General features: G+C 64.1%; 20 protein-coding genes, 1 tRNA gene and 1 pseudogene. 12 read left to right on the forward strand and 10 right to left on the reverse strand.

Going from position 1 to position 21,838, the window contains the following annotated elements; all coding sequences use genetic code 11:
• Nucleotides 1–14 precede the first annotated feature (14 nt).
• The 7 genes from orn to AC07O2_RS19525 all read left to right on the forward strand — a co-directional run bounded on the left by orn (nt 15) and on the right by AC07O2_RS19525 (nt 7,477).
• A complete protein-coding gene (gene orn / locus AC07O2_RS19495; RefSeq protein ID WP_495077399.1) occupies nt 15–614 on the forward strand; it encodes an oligoribonuclease in 600 nt (199 codons plus the stop codon).
• Between the two features lie 228 nt (nt 615–842).
• Complete coding sequence (locus tag AC07O2_RS19500; protein WP_495077400.1) at nt 843–2,681, forward strand: DEAD/DEAH box helicase; 1,839 nt, start codon at nt 843–845, stop codon at nt 2,679–2,681.
• 122 nt (nt 2,682–2,803) lie between these two features.
• On the forward strand, nt 2,804–4,267 hold the full coding sequence (locus AC07O2_RS19505; RefSeq protein WP_495077401.1) for a sensor domain-containing diguanylate cyclase: 1,464 nt from the start codon (nt 2,804–2,806) through the stop codon (nt 4,265–4,267).
• A gap of 6 nt (nt 4,268–4,273) precedes the next feature.
• A complete protein-coding gene (gene tilS / locus AC07O2_RS19510; protein ID WP_495077402.1) occupies nt 4,274–5,278 on the forward strand; it encodes a tRNA lysidine(34) synthetase TilS in 1,005 nt (334 codons plus the stop codon).
• Between the two features lie 41 nt (nt 5,279–5,319).
• Nucleotides 5,320–6,588 (forward strand): aspartate kinase, encoded by a 1,269-nt coding sequence (locus tag AC07O2_RS19515; RefSeq protein WP_495077403.1) that lies wholly within the window; start codon nt 5,320–5,322, stop codon nt 6,586–6,588.
• A 34-nt stretch (nt 6,589–6,622) separates the two neighbouring features.
• A tRNA-Ser gene (locus AC07O2_RS19520) sits at nt 6,623–6,715 on the forward strand.
• 168 nt (nt 6,716–6,883) lie between these two features.
• Nucleotides 6,884–7,477 (forward strand): flavin reductase family protein, encoded by a 594-nt coding sequence (locus tag AC07O2_RS19525; RefSeq protein ID WP_495077404.1) that lies wholly within the window; start codon nt 6,884–6,886, stop codon nt 7,475–7,477.
• Between the two features lie 68 nt (nt 7,478–7,545).
• Here the strand turns inward: AC07O2_RS19525 and AC07O2_RS19530 are convergent, their stop codons facing one another.
• Nucleotides 7,546–7,686: an SDR family oxidoreductase gene (locus AC07O2_RS19530; RefSeq protein WP_495077405.1), complete on the reverse strand. Its 141-nt coding sequence runs from the start codon at nt 7,684–7,686 to the stop codon at nt 7,546–7,548.
• Between the two features lie 108 nt (nt 7,687–7,794).
• Complete coding sequence (locus tag AC07O2_RS19535; protein ID WP_495077406.1) at nt 7,795–8,628, reverse strand: NmrA family NAD(P)-binding protein; 834 nt, start codon at nt 8,626–8,628, stop codon at nt 7,795–7,797.
• A gap of 109 nt (nt 8,629–8,737) precedes the next feature.
• On the opposite strand from AC07O2_RS19535, the gene AC07O2_RS19540 reads away from it, so the two are divergent.
• Nucleotides 8,738–9,724, forward strand: a complete 987-nt coding sequence (locus tag AC07O2_RS19540) for an AraC family transcriptional regulator (RefSeq protein ID WP_495077407.1) — start codon at nt 8,738–8,740, stop codon at nt 9,722–9,724.
• Between the two features lie 102 nt (nt 9,725–9,826).
• Nucleotides 9,827–9,928, forward strand: a pseudogene (locus AC07O2_RS19545) (alkylphosphonate utilization protein); the annotation flags it as partial.
• 122 nt (nt 9,929–10,050) lie between these two features.
• On the opposite strand, the gene AC07O2_RS19550 reads toward AC07O2_RS19545, so the two are convergent.
• Nucleotides 10,051–10,656, reverse strand: a complete 606-nt coding sequence (locus tag AC07O2_RS19550) for a hypothetical protein (protein ID WP_495077408.1) — start codon at nt 10,654–10,656, stop codon at nt 10,051–10,053.
• A 75-nt stretch (nt 10,657–10,731) separates the two neighbouring features.
• A complete protein-coding gene (locus AC07O2_RS19555; RefSeq protein ID WP_495077409.1) occupies nt 10,732–11,916 on the reverse strand; it encodes an MFS transporter in 1,185 nt (394 codons plus the stop codon).
• Nucleotides 11,917–12,108: 192 nt separating this feature from the next.
• Here AC07O2_RS19555 and AC07O2_RS19560 point away from each other — a divergent pair, with 192 nt between their 5' ends.
• The 3 genes from AC07O2_RS19560 to AC07O2_RS19570 are packed head-to-tail and all read left to right on the forward strand — an operon-like array spanning nt 12,109 to nt 14,697.
• A complete protein-coding gene (locus AC07O2_RS19560; RefSeq protein ID WP_495077410.1) occupies nt 12,109–13,086 on the forward strand; it encodes a diacylglycerol/lipid kinase family protein in 978 nt (325 codons plus the stop codon).
• Nucleotides 13,083–13,889 (forward strand): metallophosphoesterase family protein, encoded by an 807-nt coding sequence (locus AC07O2_RS19565; RefSeq protein ID WP_495077411.1) that lies wholly within the window; start codon nt 13,083–13,085, stop codon nt 13,887–13,889. The genes AC07O2_RS19560 and AC07O2_RS19565 overlap by 4 nt, the downstream gene beginning before the upstream one ends.
• Nucleotides 13,879–14,697, forward strand: a complete 819-nt coding sequence (locus AC07O2_RS19570; RefSeq protein ID WP_495077412.1) for a phosphatase PAP2 family protein — start codon at nt 13,879–13,881, stop codon at nt 14,695–14,697. Before AC07O2_RS19565 ends, AC07O2_RS19570 begins: the two co-directional genes overlap by 11 nt.
• Before the next feature lie 213 nt (nt 14,698–14,910).
• Here AC07O2_RS19570 and AC07O2_RS19575 read toward each other — a convergent pair whose 3' ends face one another.
• From AC07O2_RS19575 to AC07O2_RS19600, 6 genes are all read right to left on the reverse strand, one after another.
• Nucleotides 14,911–16,497 carry a phospholipase D-like domain-containing protein gene (locus tag AC07O2_RS19575; protein WP_495077413.1) on the reverse strand — a complete coding sequence of 529 codons (1,587 nt, stop codon included), beginning with the start codon at nt 16,495–16,497 and terminating at the stop codon, nt 14,911–14,913.
• A gap of 112 nt (nt 16,498–16,609) precedes the next feature.
• Complete coding sequence (gene rbsD / locus AC07O2_RS19580) at nt 16,610–17,014, reverse strand: D-ribose pyranase (protein WP_495077414.1); 405 nt, start codon at nt 17,012–17,014, stop codon at nt 16,610–16,612.
• Entirely contained in the window at nt 17,011–18,021 is a 1,011-nt protein-coding gene (locus AC07O2_RS19585; RefSeq protein WP_495077415.1) for a LacI family DNA-binding transcriptional regulator, read from the reverse strand. The genes rbsD and AC07O2_RS19585 overlap by 4 nt, the downstream gene beginning before the upstream one ends.
• Before the next feature lie 7 nt (nt 18,022–18,028).
• Nucleotides 18,029–18,991: an ABC transporter permease gene (locus tag AC07O2_RS19590; RefSeq protein ID WP_495077416.1), complete on the reverse strand. Its 963-nt coding sequence runs from the start codon at nt 18,989–18,991 to the stop codon at nt 18,029–18,031.
• Nucleotides 18,992–19,029: 38 nt separating this feature from the next.
• On the reverse strand, nt 19,030–20,568 hold the full coding sequence (locus AC07O2_RS19595; protein WP_495077417.1) for a sugar ABC transporter ATP-binding protein: 1,539 nt from the start codon (nt 20,566–20,568) through the stop codon (nt 19,030–19,032).
• Nucleotides 20,569–20,623: 55 nt separating this feature from the next.
• Complete coding sequence (locus AC07O2_RS19600) at nt 20,624–21,577, reverse strand: sugar ABC transporter substrate-binding protein (RefSeq protein ID WP_495077418.1); 954 nt, start codon at nt 21,575–21,577, stop codon at nt 20,624–20,626.
• Nucleotides 21,578–21,838 lie beyond the last annotated feature (261 nt).

Raw genomic sequence — 21,838 nt, forward strand, 5'->3', positions numbered from 1 at the left:
CGACAATGCGATTTATGGCTGAAATCAATACCCCATCCCCCGTGTCATCAGCGACCTTGCTCGCAAAATCGGACCACAACCTGATCTGGCTGGACTGTGAAATGACGGGTCTGGACCCAGAAGTGGACCGTCTGATCGAGATCGCCGTGGTCGTCACCGGCCCGACTCTGGAGCCGCGTGTCGAGGGCCCGGTTTTTGTGATCCACCAGTCGGACGCGCAACTGGACAAGATGGACGCCTGGAACAAGGGCACGCATGGCAAAAGCGGCCTGATCGACAAGGTCAAGGCATCCACCACCACTGAAGCCGAGGCCGAGGCGCAGCTCATCGCCTTCTTGGCGCAATACATCCCCAAGGGCACATCGCCCCTGTGCGGCAACAGCATCGGCCAGGACCGGCGTTTTCTGGCCAAGTACATGCCCAAGCTGGAGGCTTTCTGCCACTACCGTAATCTGGATGTGAGCACCCTCAAGGAGCTGGCCAAGCGCTGGCGGCCCGAAGTGGCTGCCTCCTTCAAAAAGCAGCAAAAGCATACGGCTCTGGCCGATGTGCATGAATCTATTGAAGAACTTGTGCACTACCGCACACACTTTTTGAAGATGGCCGCAGAGTAATTAGGTGGAAACCCGAATTCGGGCTATAATTCGAGGCTGCACTGAAATCAATTAGTGCACTTTGCACATCTCCCTTCACTCATCTGGCGCACAAAGTTGCGCCAACTGATGCCAGGCCAGCAGGCCTATAAAGGTATCGGCTCCGTTTGATGGTTGATGTTTTTTAACCATTTACGGGGCAGTCCGCGAGCCATTGCAGCTTCGCGTTCTCTCCATGTGAGTAATTAAATGAACGACTCTTTTGACGTCGCGGGTGACTTTTCGCCTGCAGCTTCCTTCTCTTCTTCCAACGACACCTTCGTGACCGAGACTTTGCAGTCCGAAACCGAAGTGGCTGCTCCCGCGCAGCCTGAAGTGCCGAATGGCTTTGTGACCCTGGGCCTGGCCCCTGAGCTGGTGCAAGCCGTGGCCGATCTGGGATACACCCAGCCTACCGCCGTGCAAATGCAAACCATCCCCATGGCCATGCAAAGCGAGTCCGCCCGCTTTGTCGACCTGATGGTTTCCAGCCAAACCGGTAGCGGCAAGACCGCCGCCTTCCTGCTGCCCGTGCTGCACACCTTGCTGAAACAGCAAGCCGAAGCCGAAGCCGCTGAAAAGGCCGAATACGAAGCCGCTGTCGCCGAAGCCGCTGCCAAGGGCGAACCTGCTCCCAAGCGCGCCAAGCGCAAGGACCCCACCAATGCCCGCAACTTCAAGGCCGCTACCCCTGGCGCCCTGATCCTGTGCCCGACCCGCGAACTGGCCCAGCAAGTGGCCCACGACGCCATCGGCCTGGTACAGCATTGCCGTGGCCTGCGCATCGCCAACGTGGTGGGTGGCATGCCTTACCAACTGCAAATTGCCAAGCTGCAAAACGCCAACCTGGTCGTGGCCACCCCTGGCCGTCTGCTGGATCTGCAGCGCTCGCAGCAAATCAAGCTGGACCAAGTCCAGTTCCTGGTGGTGGACGAAGCCGACCGCATGCTGGACCTGGGTTTCTCGGACGACCTGGCCGATGTGAACCAAATGACCATTGGCCGCAAGCAAACCATGATGTTCAGCGCCACCTTCGCGCCGCGCATCCAGCAACTGGCTTCCCGCGTGATGCGCGAACCCCAGCGCGTGACCATCGACAGCCCGCAAGAAAAGCACGCCAACATCAAGCAAATCCTGTTCTGGGCCGACAACGCACAGCACAAGCGCAAGCTGCTGGACCACTGGCTGCGTGACACCAGCATCGCTCAGGCGATCGTGTTCGCCAGCACCCAGATCGAGTGCGATGGCTTGGCCAACGACCTGCAACAAGAAGGCTTCAGCGCCGTCGCATTGCACGGCGCGCTGAGCCAAGGTCTGCGCAATCGCCGCCTGATGGCCCTGCGCCAAGGCCAGGTGCAGATCCTGGTAGCCACCGACGTTGCTGCTCGTGGTATCGACGTACCCAGTATCAGCCACGTGTTCAACTTCGGCTTGCCGATGAAGGCCGAAGACTACACCCACCGTATTGGCCGTACTGGCCGTGCGGGTCGCGACGGTATCGCCGTGACCTTTGCTGAAATGCGCGATCGTCGCAAGATTTTCGACATCGAAAGCTACAGCCACCAGCAGTTCAAGGCTGAAGTGATTCCAGGTATGGAGCCACAACAGCGCCAGCCCGATTCGCGTCCTCCACGCGGTGCAGGCGGTGGTTTCGGCGGCCGTGACGGCGCTCCCCGTGGCCGTAGCTTCGGTCCTTCGCCACGCGGCGATCGTGGTGGTTTCGGCGGCGGCAACCGTGAAGGCGGTGGCGGTTATGGTGGCGCCAGCGGTTTCAACGACCGTAACAGCCGTCCACCAGCACGTACCGGCGGTGGCTATCAAGGCAACCGTGACAACGGCGGCGGCTTCGGCGGTGGCGATCGCGGTGCAGACCGTGGTTTCGGCGGCGGCGCTCCCCGTGGTGACCGTGCCGAACGTGGTGACTTCAATGCACCCCGTCCCGCTTTCTCCAAGCCAGCTTTCAGCAAGCCCGGCGCGGGTGCTGGCAATGGCGGCAAGGTGTTTGTGCCCCGTGATACCAAGAAGCGTTTGACCAAGCCCGCACGTTAATTCGCTGCGCTCTTGTACCTCGCAAACCAGGCCCTTGTGGCCTGTTTTTTTTTCGTCTGCGCGCAGCGCCAGCCGGCGAGGCTCGATGGCAACCTGCACAATACCGGCCAGGAGGTTCTGCTGTGTCCCATGTGTCATCCCCGGCCGATTACGCGCAATTGTTCGATTTGGCCCCCGTTTCGCTGTGGCTGGAAGATTTCAGTGCGCTCAAGCGCCTGTTCGATCGCTGGCGCAGCCAGGGGGTCACCGACCTGAACGCCCATGTGCAGACCCATCCGGACAGCCTGGCAGAGTGCGCGGCTTGCCTGCAGGTGCTGCAGGTCAACCAACGCAGCCTGGAGATTTTTGGCGCCCGCAGTCAGGATGAGCTGCTGGCCAATCTGGACCAGGTGTTCCGGGGTGACATGCTGGGCAGGTTGATGGAGCAGCTTTTGCCCATGTGGGAGGGCTCGCTGGGCTTTTCCGTGCAGACGGTGAACTACAGCCTGGACGGCCGGCGGCTGGACGTGAAGGTCCAGGCCTGTGTGCTGCAAGGCTATGAGGGCAGCTGGGCCCGCGTCATGGTGTCCCTGGAAGACATCACGCAAGAGCTGCAGACTTCTCGGCAGTTGGTCGCCAGCGAACAGCACGCGCGCGACTTGTTCGACTACTCCCCGGTATCGCTGTGGGTGGAGGACTTCAGCGCGGTCAAGTTGCTGCTGGATGAGTTGCGCATGCGCGGCATCGAGGACTTCCGCACCTTCATCAATGTGCACCCCGAATTCGTCTCGCGCTGCATGCAAGAGATCCGCGTCATCGACGTGAACCAGCAGACACTCAGCATGTTTGGTGCGCAAAACAAGGCCGAGTTGCTGGCCCGCCTGAGTGAAGTCTTTCGCGGCGAGATGCGCGACTCGTTTGCCGAGCAATTGATTGAGCTGTGGCAGGGCAAGACCACCTTGATGCGCGAGGTGGTCAACTACCGGCTCAGCGGCGACCTGATTAACATCCATATGCAATTCGCTGTTTTGCCCGACCACCTGGTCAACTGGGATTTGGTGCTGGTTTCGTTGGTGGACATCACGGCCCGCAAGAAGGCCGAGGCTTATCTGGAATACCTGGGCAAACACGACTCCCTGACCCAGCTGCGCAACCGGGCCTTTTACATGGACGAGCTGAACCGGCTTTCGCGCAAAGGCCCTTGGCCGCTGAGCGTGCTGGTCATCGACCTGAACGGTCTGAAGCTGGTGAACGACGAAGACGGCCATGTGGCCGGCGATGCATTGTTGCGCCGCGCGGGCGAGGTGTTGGGCAAGGTGAACAACCCGAATGCCTGTGTGGCCCGTACCGGAGGCGATGAATTCGCCATGCTGTTGCCGGGGGCCGACGAGCGCGGCGCGCAGGCCGTCATTGAACGCATCCAGTCCTTGCTGGAATTGAACAACCAGTTTTACTCGGGCCATAAACTGAGCATGGCCATCGGTGCCTCCACCTGCCACGCTGGCGACCAGTTGGAAGCCGCGTTGCACCGTGCCGACCGCGCCATGTACGTCGAGAAAACCCGCTACTACCACGAGAACCAAATTGAGCGACGTCTGTACTCCTAAGTCGTTATGAGCCAGACGCTGGACCAGGCCATGCAGGCCTTCGCGCCCCAGCTGCCGCTGGCAGTGGCCTTCAGCGGCGGAGCGGATTCCACTGCCTTGCTGTTGGCCTGTGCTGAGCGTTGGCCCGGTCAGGTGCGGGCGCTGCATATCCACCACGGCCTGCAGGCGGCGGCAGATGGTTTTGCGCGCCATTGCCAGGCTTTTTGCGACACCTTAAACGTTCCTTTGCACGTGCTGCATGTCGATGCGCGGCCGGCCCAAGGCGACAGCCCGGAAGATGCGGCACGCCGTGCGCGTTACAAGGCTTTTAGCCAGTTCGCGCAGGCAGAATCTGCGCAGGTAGCTATCAAAACCATAGTGTTGGCACAGCACGCCGATGACCAGGCCGAGACCCTGCTGCTGGCGCTGAGCCGGGGTGCGGGCCTGCCCGGCCTGGCCTCCATGCCCGCACGCTGGGAGCGTGACGGCATCTGCTACCAGCGCCCATTGTTGGGCGTGCGTGCCGACCACATCCGCGCCTGGTTGGCGCAACGCGGCGTGGCCTATGTGACCGACCCGACCAATGCGGACGAGCGCTACACTCGCAACCGCATCCGCGCCCGCGTACTGCCCGTGCTGGATTCCGCTTTTCCTCAGTTCCGCGAGACTTTCGCGCGCAGCGCAGCCCATGCGGCCCAGGCGCAATCCCTGTTGACCGAGGTGGCGGTGCAGGACTTGGCTGCGGTGGGTAGCCCGCCCGTAATTGCCCGCCTGCAAGCCTTGTCGGTGGCACGCCAGGCGAATGTGTTGCGCCATTGGCTGGCTGTCGCGCACCAGACCACACCCAGTACCGCCCAGTTGCAGGAACTACTGCGCCAGGTGGCGGCCTGCGTGACACGTGGGCAGAAGATCCATATCAAGATCGGCGCCGGCTTTGCACTGCGTCGTGGCGCGGCACTGGATTGGTACAATCCAAAGGCTTCAGGCGTGGTAGCCAGCATGTGCTCTGCGCTACCTCCTGATCCATCTTGATGCGTGCCCCACGGCAGTTTTTCTAGCGTCTTCTACACTCCATGGCATTGATCGTTCACAAATACGGCGGTACGTCGATGGGCTCTACCGAGCGCATCCGTCTTGTTGCCAAACGCGTCGCCAAATGGGCGCGCGCCGGCCACCAGATGGTGGTGGTTCCCAGTGCCATGAGTGGTGAAACCAACCGCCTGCTGGGCCTGGCTAAAGAGCTGGCGCCCAGCAAACCCGGCGATGCCTACCAGCGTGAGCTGGACATGTTGGCTTCCACCGGCGAGCAGGTGTCGGTCGCATTGTTGGCGATTGCGTTGCAGGCGGAAGGCATGGAGTCAGTCAGCTACGCCGGCTGGCAGGTCCCGATTCTGACCAACAGCGCGCACACCAAGGCCCGCATTGAATCGATTGACGACCAGAAGGTCCGCGCCGATCTGGCCGAAGGCAGGGTCGTGATAGTGACCGGCTTCCAGGGCGTGGACGAGGGCGGCAATATCACCACCCTGGGTCGTGGCGGCAGCGACACCTCGGCCGTGGCTGTGGCGGCGGCCATGAAGGCGGCTGAGTGCCTGATCTATACCGACGTGGACGGCATCTACACCACCGACCCGCGTGTCGTGCCCGAAGCGCGCCGCTTGCACACCATCGGTTTTGAAGAAATGCTGGAAATGGCCTCCATGGGCTCCAAGGTGCTGCAGATCCGCTCGGTTGAATTTGCCGGCAAATACAAGGTGCCGCTGCGCGTCTTGTCCAGCTTCACCCCTTGGGACATCGGCATTGAAATCGAAGCCAAATCTGGCACCCTGATCACTTTTGAAGAAGATGAAAATATGGAGCAAGCCATTGTCTCTGGCATCGCGTTCAACCGCGACGAAGCCAAAATCTCCGTGCTGGGCGTGCCCGACACCCCCGGTATCGCCTACCAAATCCTGGGCACCGTGGCTGATGCCAATATCGAAGTCGACGTGATCATCCAGAACGTCAGCAAAGATGGCAAAACCGACTTCAGCTTCACCGTGCACCGCAATGATTTCGCCAAGACGGTGGATCTGCTCAAAGAAAAAGTGCTACCCACGCTGGGGGCCACCGAGATCATTGGCGACGCCAAGATCTGCAAGGTCAGCATCGTCGGTATCGGCATGCGCAGCCATGTTGGTGTGGCCAGCAAGATGTTCCGCTGCCTGGCTGAAGAGGGCATCAACATCCAGATGATTTCCACCAGCGAGATCAAGACCTCGGTGGTGCTGGACGAGAAATACATGGAGCTGGCAGTGCGCGCACTGCACAAAGCCTTCGAGTTGGACCAGCCGACGGCATAAAAACAACCCAAAACCATGCCATAATAGCTGGATTGGAAACGTGACCGAGTGGCCGAAGGTGCTCCCCTGCTAAGGGAGTATGGGGTGTAGAGCCTCATCGAGGGTTCGAATCCCTCCGTTTCCGCCAAGATACCCCCTGAGTGCCTAGTGTGCTCAGGGGTTTTCTTATTTTTGGGCTGCGAACAAGCGTTCACGGTCCCGCTTATCGATGCGGTGTCCATCTTGATGGTATGGCCTACAGGGTGGCGGGCCAAGTGGTACCAAGTGGGGACCCACAAGACATTACAGTGCAGCCATGTCCTTACCTGAACACTGTTTTCCTGTTCCGCTTGAAAAAGCCTACCGCCTGCTCAACCATGGCCCCACGGTGCTGGTGTCTTCGGCCTCTGCCGGGCGCAGCAATGTGATGGCGGCGGCCTGGTCCATGCCGCTGGACTTCAGCCCGCCCAAGGTCACGGTAGTGATCGACAAGGCTACGCTGACGCGCCAGTTGGTTGAGGCCAGCGGCGTGTTGGCGCTGAATGTGCCTTGCCGCGGCATCGCCGCGCAGACGCTGGCCGTGGGTTCCGAGAGTGCGTTGGATACGCCCGACAAGCTGGCACGCCTGGGTGTCAGCACCTTTGCCGCCAGCTTGATCGAGGCACCCCTGGTGCAGGGCTGTGTGGCTTGGCTGGAATGCCGGGTGCTGCCCGAGCCGCACAACCAAAACCAGTACGACCTGTTCATCGCCGAGGTGGTGGCCGCCTGGGCCGACCCGCGGGTGTTCAGCGACGGTCACTGGCATTTCGACACTGCGCCGGAAGAACTGCGCAGCCTGCACTATGTGGCCGGCGGGCAGTTCTATGTGACGGGCGAGTCATTGCTGCTGCAGGCCCCGGAGAACTCTTGAATCTTTTGGGGCTCTGGCGCAGATGGCATCTGCGCTGGAAGCTATTGAAAGTGTAGCAAGCGTCCTGCTCACAGCTGGCTCATGCCGCCGTCCACGATCAGCTCGGTGCCGACGATGAGGGCCGCCAAGGGCGACGCCAGGTAGACCACGGCGCTGGCCAGCTCCTCGGGCGTGCCGAAGCGCTTCAGCGGCTCTAGCGCAGATCCCAAGAGAGCCCTGTTTCGCTATATTTTTCAGGTCACGTCAAACCGAGGTGGCGAACGGAGTTCTGACCGCGCTTGCTGGCGGGCAAACAGATTTCCGACCCCGGTCGGTGTTTAGGCCCAGTGGGCCTTGAAGTCCTGCGCGTACTGTTCCAGACGGATCGGCGCCTTCCCGGTGATGCGCTGCACCGCGTCGGTGGTGTGCTCGGCATAGCCGGTCTTGAAGGCACCCAGGATCGCCAGCAGGAACTCGGCGTAGTCCGTCGGCAGGCCCGCGCCCAGCAGGCCCTGGCGCATTGCGTCTTCGGGAACGTCGGTGTAGCCAATGGTCCGGCCTGCGGCCTTCGACAGGATTGCCGCCACCTGGGTGTGGTCGAACGCCTCGCTGCCGGTCAAGTCGTACGACTGGTTCACGAAGTCGTCGCTGCTCAGCAGCTTGGCGGCCACGGCCGCGACGTCGCGCGTGTCGATGAAGCTGCCCTTCGCGGCGCCCACCGGCAGGAGGATCTGACCTTGGGTCTGGATGCCCTGCAGCCAGAAGGTGTGGAAGTTCTGCATGAACCAGTTGGGGCGGATCACGTTCCAGGCCAGACCCGAACGCTCAAGGTGCAACTCGGCGCGGCGCAGCGGGATGCTGTCGTCGGCGTTGGCACCCATGGCAGACATCAGCAGCACCTTGTGCACACCGGCGGTTTTGGCGGCGTCGATGGCGGGTATCAGCAACTCGTCATGGTTGGAAAAGCCGGAAGGCGTCAACAGGAACAGCTGGTCGGCGCCGGCCAGGGCCGCAGCCAGGCCTTCGCCGGTGGCCAGGTTGAGGTGAACCTCGCCGGCCTGGGTGGGGGTGCGGCTGGTGGCGCGGCGCACGGTCTGGCCCTGGGCGGTGAGCAGCTCAACAAGGGGCGAACCGTTCTGGCCATTGGCGCCGGTCACGAGGGTGGTGGTCATGCAAAATTCCTGTTTGTGGTTGGGAAGGCTTCCAGTGTGTACTGTGCTCGCAAAAATATGAATGCATGAAATTCCACAATTCATGTCTAAACGTCCTAAAATTTCAATGATGGACATACTCTCTGACATCCTGCGTATCGCCGGACTGCGCCGCCGCCTGCTCAACCTGCACGCGCTCGCGTCCGGAGCGTCGCTACGCTTTCCCTGCGACCGCAGCTTCGGTCTGCACGCGGTCACGCGTGGTCGCGCCTTCGTGCACGCGCCCAACCTGGATGCGCCGCTGGAGCTGCAGGCGGGCGATCTGGTGTTGATGGCCCGCGGCTGCGTGCACCAGCTGTCGCTGGACCGCACAACGCCTACGCACAGCACCACCATGACGATCACACCATTCGCAGGCGCTGGTCTGGCAGACGGAGCACCGTTCTCTAGGGCCGGGGCCGACGACAATCCGCGCACCCAGTCCTCCGCGCAAGTCATCAGCGCGGCCTACCAGTTCTGGCACGACCCGCTGCATCCTTTCCTGCGCAGCCTGCCGCCGTGGTTCGTGGTGCGCGGCCACACTCTCCCGCCACTCTCAGCCCTGCCCCTGACCCTCGGCCTGCTGGACCGCGAGCTGGGTGAAGAGGGGCTGGGCGCCAGCTCGGCCACCCACGGCCTGCTCGACGCGCTGTTTGCCTTTGCCTTGCGCGAGATTGCACAGCGCCAAAGCCCCAACGGACCGGGCTTGCACCACGCAATCGCCGATCGACCGATCCGCCAGGTACTCACACTCATGCATGGCAACCTCGGCTACGGCTGGACGCTCGAAGAACTGGGCCAGCAGGCCGGCCTGTCGCGTTCGGCGCTGGCCGAGCGCTTTCGCAACGCGCTGGGCGACACGCCGCTGAACCACCTGCGTACGCTGCGCATGCAAAAGGCCATGCAGCTGCTGGCCGAAACCCGGCAGCCGCTGGAACAGATCGCGCAGGCCGTGGGTTACCAGGACGCCTTCGGTTTTTCCAAGGTGTTCAAGCGCACCATCGGTCAGTCGCCACGCCAGTTCCGCGAGCAGGACGCCGCAGACCGGCAGAACCCGTACCGGGCCCAGGAGGCCTGATCCGAAGCTCGGACACCAGTGGGGGAACAGTGTCGGCCATCACGCTCCTGTGGGCACGACATCCCATGCACCGTGATCTTGCTCGCCAACCCCCAATGCTAATCCGCCTTCATCTACGAAGACGGTGAGCTCTACATCTGCCCCGAATGCGCCCACGAGTGGATCAAGACTGCGTCGGCCGAGGCTATCGAGGACTATCGCGACTTCTTGCCCAAACACCATCCCCAGCACGCTCCTATCCAATGACCCTTGTGTTGCACTTGGGATTGAATCCGCCCAGTATTTAACTGCGCTGGTAGCTACTTTTTATGTAGCGCGGATAGGCCTTAGCCGTTGACCAGCTTGTCGTAGGCAGCCCGGGTTTCGCTGCCCACAGCATCCAGCACCTGGGCGTAGGCGGTCTGGTGGCGCACCAGCAGGCGGGCCGAGGCCACGTTTTTCGATTTGCAGAACCAGTGGCAGCTGTGCTGCATCAAGAACAGCTCGGCCGACACGGTGAAGGCCTTGTCGCGCGGCGAGCGCTGGGCTTGGTTGGCTACCGCCCGGGCCAGGCCCTGGGCGTGCAGTTTGAACATGGCGCGCAGGTCGAAGCTGGCTTGCGGCCACCAGCGGCTGGCATAGGGCAGACCGGCTGGCAGGGTGCTGACGCGGGCCTGCTCAGCATCGACCTTAGAAAATTCATTGGCGAAGCGCTCGAATTGGCTGCACAGCTGGGCCTCGGTGCTGCCCAGCAGGCCCCAGATCTGGTCGCGCCGCTCGGCGTCTTTTTCGCCCAGCGCGCGCAGATAGCCCTGGGTCAGGGCTTCCATCAGCTTTTCTACCTGGTAGTTGCTGAGGTGGCTGCCCAAAAGCGCGATGCGCTGGCGCTGGTCATAGGCGTTGAGCCCAAAGCCGCCCATGGCGGCCAGAATCGCCAGAGTCAAGAAATCCATGCTGAACCAAGTAAAGGCGTTAGGGGAGGCCTGGAGTGTAGCCACCTAACGCCCCACTTTTGGGCGCAGCCCGCGCTAACTTGGGTTGCAACCCGCCATGGTCGGCTGCAGGCCCACCGGGCGGCGGTCCAGCCGGGCGGTGTAGGCGGTCAGCCCCAGGGCGCACACGGCCACGCCGGCCGACACCAGGGGCAGGGTTTGCAGCGACCAGCCCAGGTCGATCACCGTGCCGCCCAGCCAGGCCCCCAGGGCGTTGCCCAGGTTGAAGGCACCGATGTTTAGCGTCGACGCCAGGCTGGACGCTTCGCCCGCTTGCGACACCACGCGCACCTGCAGCGGCGCACCCACGGCGAACGAGGCCATGCCCCACACCATCAGCGTGATGATGGCCGGCCACAGCCAGGCGCTGGTATAGGAGAAGGTGGTCAGCACCGCGGCCAGCGCGGCGAAGATGGCCATCAGCGAGGGCATCAGCTTCCAGTCGGCCAGGCGGCCGCCCAGCAGATTGCCTATGGTCAGGCCCACGCCGCACAGCAGCAGCACGCCGCTGACGTTTTGCGGCGCCACGCCGGTCACATCGCGCAGGATGGGCGTGATGTAGGTGAACATGGTGAACAGGCTGGTGGAAGCCAGCACGCTCATGCCCAGCGCCAGCCAGACCTGCTTGATGCGCAGTACGCGGAACTCGCCCAGCGGGCTGCCCACCAAGGTTTGGCGCAGCACCGGTACCCAGCGCAGCACCGCCAGCGTGGCCAGCACGCCGATGACGGCCACGGCCCAGAAGGTGGAGCGCCAGCCGGTGTGCTGGCCCAGCAGCGTGCCCAGCGGCACGCCCAGCACATTGGCCAGGGTCAGGCCGGCGAACATCAGCGACATGGCCTGGGCTCGCTTGTGCGGCTCGACCACGCTGGCCGCCACCACTGCGCCAATGCCGAAGAATGCCGCGTGGCAAAAGGATGTGACCACCCGCGCCACCATCAGCCAGGTGTAGTTGGGGGCCAGCGCGCAGCCCACATTGCCCAGCACGAACAAGGCCATCAGCCAGGCCAGCGTGGTCTTGCGCGGCAGGCGCGCGGTGGCTACCGCCAGGATGGGGCCACCCACGGCTACGCCCAGTGCGTAGGCCGACACCAGCATGCCGGCGGAGGGGATGGACACGGCCAGGTCGGCAGCCACGTCGGGCAGCAAGCCCATGATCACGAATTCGGTGGTGCCAATGCCAAAAGCGGCAACGGCCAGGGCCAGCAAGGGGAGATTCATAGCGAGTAGGGGGAGAGCGGTGGGGGAGCAGCCAAGTGCGGGAAAACCCTGTGATTTTAAAAGTGGTGGATAACCTTTGCTCTGTCGGGTCTTGTAGTAAAAAATGCCATTGGCGCAATGGATATAAGCGCAGGTAGCTATTATTTTGGTAGCGTTTGGTGGGTGCTAGACCGGCGCTGCTAGTATCTGATCGTGCCCAAGCTTGACCCCGCCTCGCCCTTGATCTTCATCATCAACGCCGCATCCGGCCGCAGCGGCGCGGACGCCAAGCGCGCCGTGATCGAGCAGGCCCTGCAGGATGCCGGCCGGCGTGGCGAGTTGCGCTTCACCCGCCCGGCCGATCTGCCGCGTGTGGCGCGCGAGGCAGCGGCCCAGGCCCTGGCCACGCATTCGGCCGTGGTGGCGGTGGGCGGCGACGGCACCATCAATGCCGTGGCCCAGGCCGCGCACGCCGCTGGCTGCGCCATGGGCGTGGTGCCGCTGGGCACCTTCAACTACTTCGCCCGCACCCATGGCATACCCACCGAGCCGGCGCTGGCCGCGCAGCAGCTGATGCAGGCCCAGCCGGTGCCGGTGCAAGTGGGCACGGTGAACGGCCACGTGTTCCTGGTCAACGCCAGCCTGGGCCTGTACCCGGTGCTGCTGGAAGACCGCGAAACCTTCAAGTCGCGCTTTGGCCGCAGCCGCTGGATCGCACTGGGCGCCGCCTGCATGACGCTGCTGCGCGTGCACCGCCAGCTGCGCCTGCGCATAGACCAGGGCGGCGTGCTGCGGGATGTGCGCACGCCCACGCTGTTCGTCGGCAATAACCGGCTGCAGCTGGAGCAGGTGGGCCTGCAACTTGGCGAGGGCGGTGGTGAGGGGGCTGGCGCGCAACCGCCGCGCGCTCTGGATGCAGGCAGCGTTGCCGCCGTCATGCTCAAACCCATCAGCACCTGGGCCATGGCGGGCCTGATGCTGCGCGGTGCCCTGGGCACGCTGGGCGAGGCCGACACGGTGGAGAGCTTTGCCTTCTCGCACATGGTGGTCAAGCCCAGACTGCGCAAGATGAAGGTGGCGTTTGACGGCGAGGTCACGCGCATGCGCACGCCACTGGAATTCCGCGTGGCGCCGCAGCCGCTGTATCTGCTGAAGCCGGTTGCGCCCAATGGCGCTGCCGGTCCTGTATGACACTGCTGCTGCACATTTCGGACACGCACTTCGGCACCGAGCAGGCGCCGGTGGTGGAGGCGCTGGTGGACCTGGCCCGTGCGCAGCCGCCAGACCTGGTGGTGCTGTCGGGCGACATCACCCAGCGCGCGCGCGCGGACCAGTTCCGTGCGGCGCGGGCGCTGCTGGACCGGCTGGGCGCTCCGGTGCTGGCTATTCCTGGCAACCACGATATTCCGCTGAGCCTGTGGCAGCGCCTGGTGCAGCCCTATGCGCGGCACAGTGCCGCGTTTGGTGCCGATCTGCAGCCGGTTTTTGCATCGCCCGAGTTACTGGTGGTGGGGGTGAACACCACACGGCCCTACCGGCATATCGACGGTGCGGTGTCGGCCGCGCAGATCGACCGTGTGGGCCAGTGGCTGGCCGGCGCCACGCCCGCACAGCTACGGGTGGTGGTGGTGCACCAGCCGTTGGAAGTGGTGCGCGCGCGCGATGTGGGCGACCGCCTGCACGGCCATGCCGCTGCGCAGAGTGCCTGGGCCCGCGCCGGGGCTGACCTGGTGCTGGGTGGCCACATCCATCTGCCCTATGTGGCGCCGCTGGCCGGCCTGGCGCGGGCGATGTGGGTGGTGCAGGCCGGCACGGCCGTGTCGTCGCGGGTGCGGGCCGGTGTGCCCAATTCAGTGAACTTGCTGCGCTGGTCGCCCCTCCAAGCCCGCTGCGCGGTGGAGCAATGGGATTACGCCGCAGCCAGCGCCGCATTCGTGTGTGCCAAGACCCATTCCCTGCAAGTAGACAGAGAAAGAAACCTCCATGCCGAATGATGCAGAGCCGCTGCTAGCCTGGGCCCAGCAAGCCGGCGCCCACGCGGTGCCGCTATACGCCGGCTTGCTGCTGCTCTTGTTGCTGCTGTGCGGCACCAGCTGGTGGTTGCTGCGGCGCTACCACGTGCCGCGCGAAGAAAGCAGCCTGCCGCCATCGCTCTACCTGGCCGTGCGCCTGGCCGGGGGCTTTGCGGTGATCGTGGCGGCCGCCTGGGTGTTTGCCGAGCTGGCCGAGGCCCTGGGTGCCGATGCCGGCCTGGGCCTGGCCGACCAGGCACTGGCTGATAGTTTGCGCCTGCACCTGCCTTTAGCGGTGGCCCAGGCCGCGGCCTGGCTCACGGTACTGGCGAATACCGAAACCCTGGTGGCGATCTGCGTGCTGGTGGCGGCCGCGCTGGTGTGGCGCGGGCGGCGTTGGCTGGCCCTGGGCTGGGTGCTGGCGGTGGCTGGCAACGGCGTGCTGAACACCACGCTGAAGCAGATCTTCGCCCGCGTGCGGCCGCTGCACGAGGACGGCCTGGTGATGGCCCAGGGCTACAGCTTCCCCAGCGGCCACAGTTCGGGCTCGGTGGTGGTCTACGGCATGCTGGCCTATGTGCTGGCGCGCTTTCTGCCCAGCCGCTGGCACCTGCCCCTGGTGCTGGCGGCCGCGGCGCTGGCTTTCAGCATAGGCACCAGCCGGGTGTTTCTGCGGGTGCACTTTGCCAGCGACGTGCTGGCCGGCTTTGCGTCCGGCACGGCCTGGCTGGCGGTGTGCATTGCCAGCGTTGAGCTGACCAAGTGGTACCGGCGCCGCAACCCAGGCTGACTTTTTAGCCTTTTGGCCTGATTCGATACTTGGCTCAGACACACCACCAGAACCGTTCGCCCTGAGCCTGTCGAAGGGCTTGCTAATAGAGCCCTTCGACAGGCTCAGGGCGAACGGGGTCTTTAATGTGCGTGGTTGCGATCTGAGGCAGGTAGATATTCAGGCCTTTTGGGCCTGTGCCGCTGGTGGAATCTGCGCTGCAAGCTCTCGTTTTCATAGCATTTCATCGGGTGCAAACGGCGCCATCAGCGTGGTGAAGAATTGCAGGCCCAGGCTGGCGTCTGGCTCGCTACGGGCATCAGAGAACGCGGCCCCGGGCGGCGCACGCCATAGCAGCCGCTGGTCCTGCAGTTCGACGTGGTAAGCACCATGGGCCAGCGTGGGCTCGACCAGGCGCGTGGCTTCGGCGGAGATGGCGCTGCTGCGGACGATGATGGCCACCTCGCTGTTTTGCAACTGCGAGCGCAGGTCCAGGTTCATCGAGCCCACCACCAGCCAGCTGTCGTCCACCACCACCATCTTGGAATGCAGGCTGGCGCGTGTACCGCTGTTGCCGCTGCCCAGGGCTGTGGTCCCCAGACGGCGGAACGTGCCCTTTTGCTCGGCCCGCATTTCATACAGCGCGATGCCCAGGCCGAGCAGGGCCTTGCGGTAGCGCGCATAGCCCACATGGGCGGCGGGCGCGTCGGTCGAGGCCAGTGAATTGGTCAGCACACGTATTTGCACGCCGCGCCGGCGCAGGTCGGCAAAGGCCTTGAGCATGCGCTCGCCGGGCACGAAGTAGGGCGACACGATCAGCAGTGTGCGCTGGGCCTGCCCCATCAGCTGCAGCAGCCCATCGACAGCGGTGTCCTGCTGGGCATCGGTGGTGTCGGCGTCGGCCGCGATTTTCGAGGGCTTGTCCACCAACAGCGCAGACGGCGCCCAGGTCCAGCGGAAGCTGCCGAGGTCCATGGTCCCGGGCAACGCGGGCGGGGCGGGTGCCGCATCTGCGGATACGGGCTCTGGCGGGGGCTTCAGGGCCTCGATTTCCTGCACCGTCATCAGCGATTCCACGGGGTAGGCCAGCGGGTTGTTCCAGTACTGGTCGAAGCTGCGCGAGAGTTCGCGGGCCATGCGGCCTGCTGCCAGCATGTCAATGTCGATGAAGTTGCTGTCCTGGCTCTGACCGAAATAGGTTTCGCCCAGGTTGCGCCCGCCGGTGATGGCCACCGCGTTGTCGGCCACCAGCATCTTGTTGTGCATGCGCCGCTGCATGCGCGCCGTGTCTTTCAGATTGCTCAACACCCGCAGCGCCATGGAGCCGCGGCCACCCGGCAACGGGTTGAACAGGCGCAGGTCGATGTTCCTTTCAAACGCCAGCTTGAGCACCTGGGCGTTCTTGCCCGAGGTGTTGAAGTCGTCCAGCAGGATGCGGATGCGCACACCCCGATGCGCGGCATCGCGCAGTGCAGCCAACAGGCGCTCAGTGGTGTCGTCGGCAAAGATGGCGTAGTACTGCAGGTCCAGCGTTTTTTGCGCTGCCTGGATCAGCGCCATGCGGCTGCTGAAGGCCTGCTGGGCATCGCCCACCAGCGCAAAACCCGAGTCGTTGCGCGTGCCCGCCTGCTGCGCCCGCGCGGCCACCAGCGCGCCCAGCCGCGTGTCTTCGGGTTGGGCCAGGGCCGTGGACACCGGCCGGTCTACCGTGCTGGGCAGCGATGCGCAACCTGTCAGTACCGCGCAGATCAGCGCCCCGGCCCAGCGCAGCAGGGCTGTGGTCAGAGGGAGGTGAAGGCGCTGAAGGCGCTGGGACGGCATGGTGCGACCCACTGTAGCGGAAAGCGCCGCCGGCGTACCGCGCCGTTACGATTTGATAAGAACAGGCTGCTGGCGCAGATTCTGTCTGCGTCAGCAGCTATTGTTTCGATAGCTAGAACGCGACGCCGGCTACCAAGATGATGTTGGCGTAGGGTGTGCATTCGCCGGTGCGCACCATGGCACGGGCCTGGCCGCAGAGCTTTTTGAAGTCCGCGTGGCTGAGGTTTGCCGGTTTGGCGGGCAACTGGTCGGCACACCAGGCGGGCAGTTGGCGTTCGTCGCCGACCAGGGCTTCGGTGGCGATGATGCTGGCCTCTACCTGCAGCTCGCTCAGCACGGCCTTCAGTACTTCTTGCAGTCCCGGTGTGCCGGGGCAGACGGCCAGGTCGATGCGCTGCGGAGCGCCGGGGCCGAAGGGGATGGGCAGGCCCGCATCGCCCAGCACCAGCATGTCGCCATGGCCCATGCTGGCAATGACCTGGGAAAGTTCTGCGTGGAGGAGGGTGGTGCGTTTCATTGTTTTGAATAGGGTGCGGTGGACGCGCGCACGGTCAGTGTGGGCTGCAAAAGAACTTGTTTGGCATCCAGCCGCCCACCCTGTATGCGTTCCAGCAGCATGTCCACGGCCAGCATGCCGATGCGCTGCTTGGGCTGGACGATGGTGGTCAGTGGTGGGCTGGTGAAGCGCGCCAGCTCGATGTCGTCGAAGCCGACCAGCGACAGGTCTTGCGGTACGCGCACCCCGGCCTCGTGGGCGGCGCTGAGCGCGCCTATGCCCATGAGGTCGTTGCAGACGAACACGGCGCTGGGTGGCTGGGACGATTGCAGAATCGCCTGCATGGCGCTAAAGCCGCCCTGGCTGGTGAAGTCGCTGTGCCACAGCAAGTCGCGGGCCTCTTCCGCCAGGCCGGCTGCGGCCAGCGCATTGCGCCAGCCCTGGATGCGCTGCGCGCTGGAGCTCAGGTCGGCCGGCCCGCCAATGCAGGCGATGCGCCGGTGGCCCAGCTGCAGCAGGTGTTCGGCGGCCATCTGGCCGCCTTGCACGTGGGCGGTTTCCACCAGGTCGCAGTGCACATGGGTGAGCTCGCGGTCGAGCAGCACGGTGGGCGTGGTCAGGCCTTGCAGCAGCTGCAGCAGGTCGCTGTCTTCGCCGGTGGAGATGATGATGAGTCCGTCCACCCGTTTCTCGGCCAGCACTTGCAGGTAGACGCTTTGGCGGTGCGGCTCGTCGTCGGTGTTGCACAGTATCAGCGTGTAGCCGCTGGCAAAGCAGTGGTCTTCCACCGCGCGCACGATCTCGGCAAAGTAGGGGTTGGAGCAGTTGGGGATCAGCATCCCCAGCGTTTTGGTGGTGTTGCTCTTCAGGCTGCGGGCCACCGCGCTGGGTACATAGCCCAGCGCACGGATCGCGGCTTCCACGTCCTGCCGCGCCTTGTCGCTGACAAAGCGGGTGCGGTTCACCACATGGGAAACGGTGGAGATGGATACGTTGGCGTGGCGCGCAACGTCTTTGATGGAGGCCATGCCGAAATTATCGGGTGGCGGCGCGACGCTGCCGCAGGGTGTCGATGATCACCGCCACCACGATCACGCAGCCGGTGATGATGCGCTTGCTCGGGTCGCTGACGCCGATCTGGGCCAGGCCGGCTTCGAGCACAGCGATGATCAGCACGCCGAAAAAGGTGTTGATGACCGAGCCGCGCCCGCCCATCAGGCTGGTGCCGCCGATCACCACGGCGGCAATCACCTGCAGCTCCATGCCCGAGCCGGCGTTGGGGTCGGCCGCCTCCAGCCGGGCCGACTGCATCAGGCCCGCAAAGCCGGCCAGCAGGCCGGTGGCGGCAAACACCGCGATGCGGATCGGGCTGGGATTGATACCGGCCAGGCGCATGGCTTCTTCGTTGGTACCAATGCCCACCACGTAGCGGCCGAATACGGTCTTGCTCAGCACCAGCTGCGCCACCACTACCAGGGCCACGGCGATGAAGAACGAGGCCGACACGCCGCCCACCCAGGGCGCGGCCAGGCCGCCAATCGCATCGCCCACGTACTGGGTACGCGAATCGGTCACCACATAGGCGCCGCCACGCACGGCTTCCAGCATGCCCAGCGAGACGATGAACGAGGGCAGGCGCCAGGCCACGGCGATCCAGCCGGTGGCGGCACCGCAGGCCAGGCCGACCAGCAGGCCCAGCAGCGCGGCGGGCAGGGTCGCCCAGTGCCACTGCAATATGGCGGTAGCCGTGGCCGCTGCTGACAGCGCCAGCACCGAGCCAACCGACAAATCAATGCCCGCGATGATCAGCACAAAGGTCATGCCCACGGCCATCACCAGCAGGGCCGGGATTTCGTTGGCGATGGCGACAAAGGTCTCCATGCTGAAGAAGTATTCGCTCAGGCTGCCAAACAAAATGGCCATGCCGACCAGCACGGCGCTCAGGCCCAGGTAGGTACCGAGCTGGCTGCTGCTGCGGGGAGAGGGAGAAGTAGACATGGTGGATTGCAAAAATCGGAAGAAGAAATAGGGGGGGCTTAGCCGTGGGTGCCGGTGCGGTCCTGGGTGTCGCTGAAGGCGGCTTCCAGCAGGGACTTTTCGGTCCACTGGCCGCGCTCAAAGATGGCGACCAGGCGGCCCTGTGCCATCACGCCGATGCGGTCGCACATCTGCATCAGCTCGCGCAAATCGCTGGAGACCATCAGCAGGCCCTTACCGGCCTCGGCCATTTTTTCCAGCTCGGCATAGATGTCGGCGCGCGCGCCCACGTCCACGCCGCGTGTCGGTTCGTCCAGCAGCAGGATGTTGCATTCGTGGTGCAGCCAGCGCGAGAACACCACTTTTTGCTGGTTGCCACCGCTGAGCGTGCCCACCGGCTGTTCGGGGCCGTTGCAGCGCACGGACAGGCGCTGCACCATGGCCTGGGCAATCGCGCTTTCGCGCGCAAAGTTGAGCCAGCCGGCTTTGGATACCGCGCCCACGTCGCTCAGCGTGGTGTTCACGCGGATCGGCTGGCTTAGCAGCAGGCCCTGGGATTTGCGGTCTTCGGTGACCAGGCCGATGCCGGCGGCAATCGCCTGCAACGGCGAGCGCCAGCCCTTGTTGTCGGTGGGTGGCTGCCCGGTGACGCTGATCTCGGCATGCTCGGCGCGGTCGGCGCCAAACAGCAGGCGCAGCACCTCGGTGCGGCCGCTGCCTACCAGGCCGGCCAGGCCGAAGACCTCGCCGGCATGCACATCCAGGCTGACGTCCTGCACCGCACGGCCACGGCGCAGGCAGGTGGCGCGCAGCAGCAGCTTGCCCTGCGGGCGGCGTGGGCGTTCCATGTCCTGGTCTACCGCGTGGCCGACCATGAGCTGGACGATGTCGGCCTCGTTCACGGTGTGCATGGGGCAGACCTTGACCAGGCGGCCGTCGCGCAGCACCGCCAGGGTGTCGGCAATCTGCACCAGCTCTTCCAGGCGGTGCGATACGTAAATGATGGCCACGCCCTGGGCCTTGAGGCGGGCGATCTGGTCGAACAGGTGGCGCGTCTCGCGCGGCGTCAGCATGGCCGTGGGTTCGTCCAGGATCAGCACGCGGGTGTTGTCCTGCAGGTTGCGGGCAATCTCCACCATCTGTTGCTGGCCTATGCCCAGTTGCGACACTGGCGCGCGTGGGTCGATGTCACTGATGCCCATCTTGGCCAGTTGCTGCGAGGCCTTGGCGTACAGCTGGGCCTTGTCGATCCAGTGGGCGCGCCAGCTGCCATGGTGGGGCAGGGCGCCGAGCAGCAGGTTCTCGGCCACGGTCAGCGTGGGGATCAGGCTCAGCTCCTGCATCACCATGCGTACGCCCAAGGCCTCGGCCTCGCGGCGCGCGGCGGGCGCGTAGGGCTGACCGGCCAGTGTGAGTTCACCGGCGCTGGGCTTTTCCAGGCCGGAAATAATTTTGGACAGCGTGCTTTTGCCCGCGCCGTTTTCACCGGTCAGCGCCAGTACTTCACCGGCGCGCAGCGACAGCGAGACTTCGTGCAGCACCTGCGTGACATAGGTTTTGCTGACGGAACGGATGGAGAGAACAGGTGTGGCGGTCATGGCAATGTGTGTGAGACGCAACGCAGCTGGGGCTGCCGCGTTGCGGTTCTGGGGCTTACTTCGTGTCTTTGGTCACCAGCACCACGTCGGTCTGGATGGCCGCAGGCATGTCGGCTTGCTTCTTCTTCTCGGCGATGGCCTTCAGGGCGATCTCGATGCCGAACACGGCTTGCTTGGCGCCGTACTGGTCGGCGGTGGCCAGCATGCGGCCGTCTTTCAGCATGGGCTTGACGGCGGTGATGTTGTCGTAGCCCACCACTTGTACCTGGCCGGTCTTGCCTGCGGCCTTGACGGCAGCGACGGCACCCAGGGCCATGTTGTCATTGCCAGCCAGCAGGGCCTTCAGGTCGGGGTGTTCACGCAGCATGCCGGATGCCACGGTGTTGCCCTTGTCGATTTCCCAGTTGCCGGACTGCACGCCGACCACGGTGGCGCCAGCGGCCTTCATCGCGTCCTGGAAGCCCAGGGTGCGTTGCTGTGCGTTGAAGGTGGTGGACACGCCTTCGATGATGCCGACCTTGTCGCCTGCCTTCAGGCTCTTGGCCAGGAAGTCGCCCACCAGCTTGGCGCCAGCGCGGTTGTCAGGACCGGCGAAGGGGATCTGGATGGCTTTTTCTTTTTGCGCATCGGCGTCGAGCTGGTTGTCGATGTTGACCACCAGGATGCCCTTGTCGATGGCGGTCTTCAGCACCGGCACTAGGGCCTTGGAGTCGGCCGGGGCGATGATGATGGCGTCAGCCTTCTGGGCAATCATTTGCTCGACCATGCGGATCTGGGCGGCGGTGTCGGTTTCGTTCTTGATGCCGTTGGACACCAGGGTGTACTCGGACGCATGGGCCTTGTTATGGGCCTTGGCGCCGTCTTCCATGGTGCGGAAGAACTCGTTGGCCAGGGATTTCATCACCAGCGCGACCTTGGGTTTCTCGGCGGCGAAGGCCGGGGCACCGGTCAGTGCAGCCAGCAGGCTGAGGGCGAGGGTGGTTTGGGCGGTGCGGCGGGTCAGTTTCATGTAGCTGTCTCCTGGAAAAGGGGCTGAAAGTTATGCACAGAAGGTGTTTCACCAGGCCAAAAGCGGTGCGCCGTGATCACGGTTATCGACCTCTGTGGCGTGCATAATAAATTGGAAAACGATTGCGCAAACGTTTTCCTTGTAATGATAAACCCGTATTGGTGCACTTGTATCCATTGTGGTGCGGGGGCGAATGGATGCACGGGTTTGCTTGGGGGCGGGCTGTTTCAGCTACGCTCTGGCGTGTGTGCTTCTGTTGGT

This window comes from Rhodoferax sp. GW821-FHT10B06 (genome assembly GCF_059415605.1).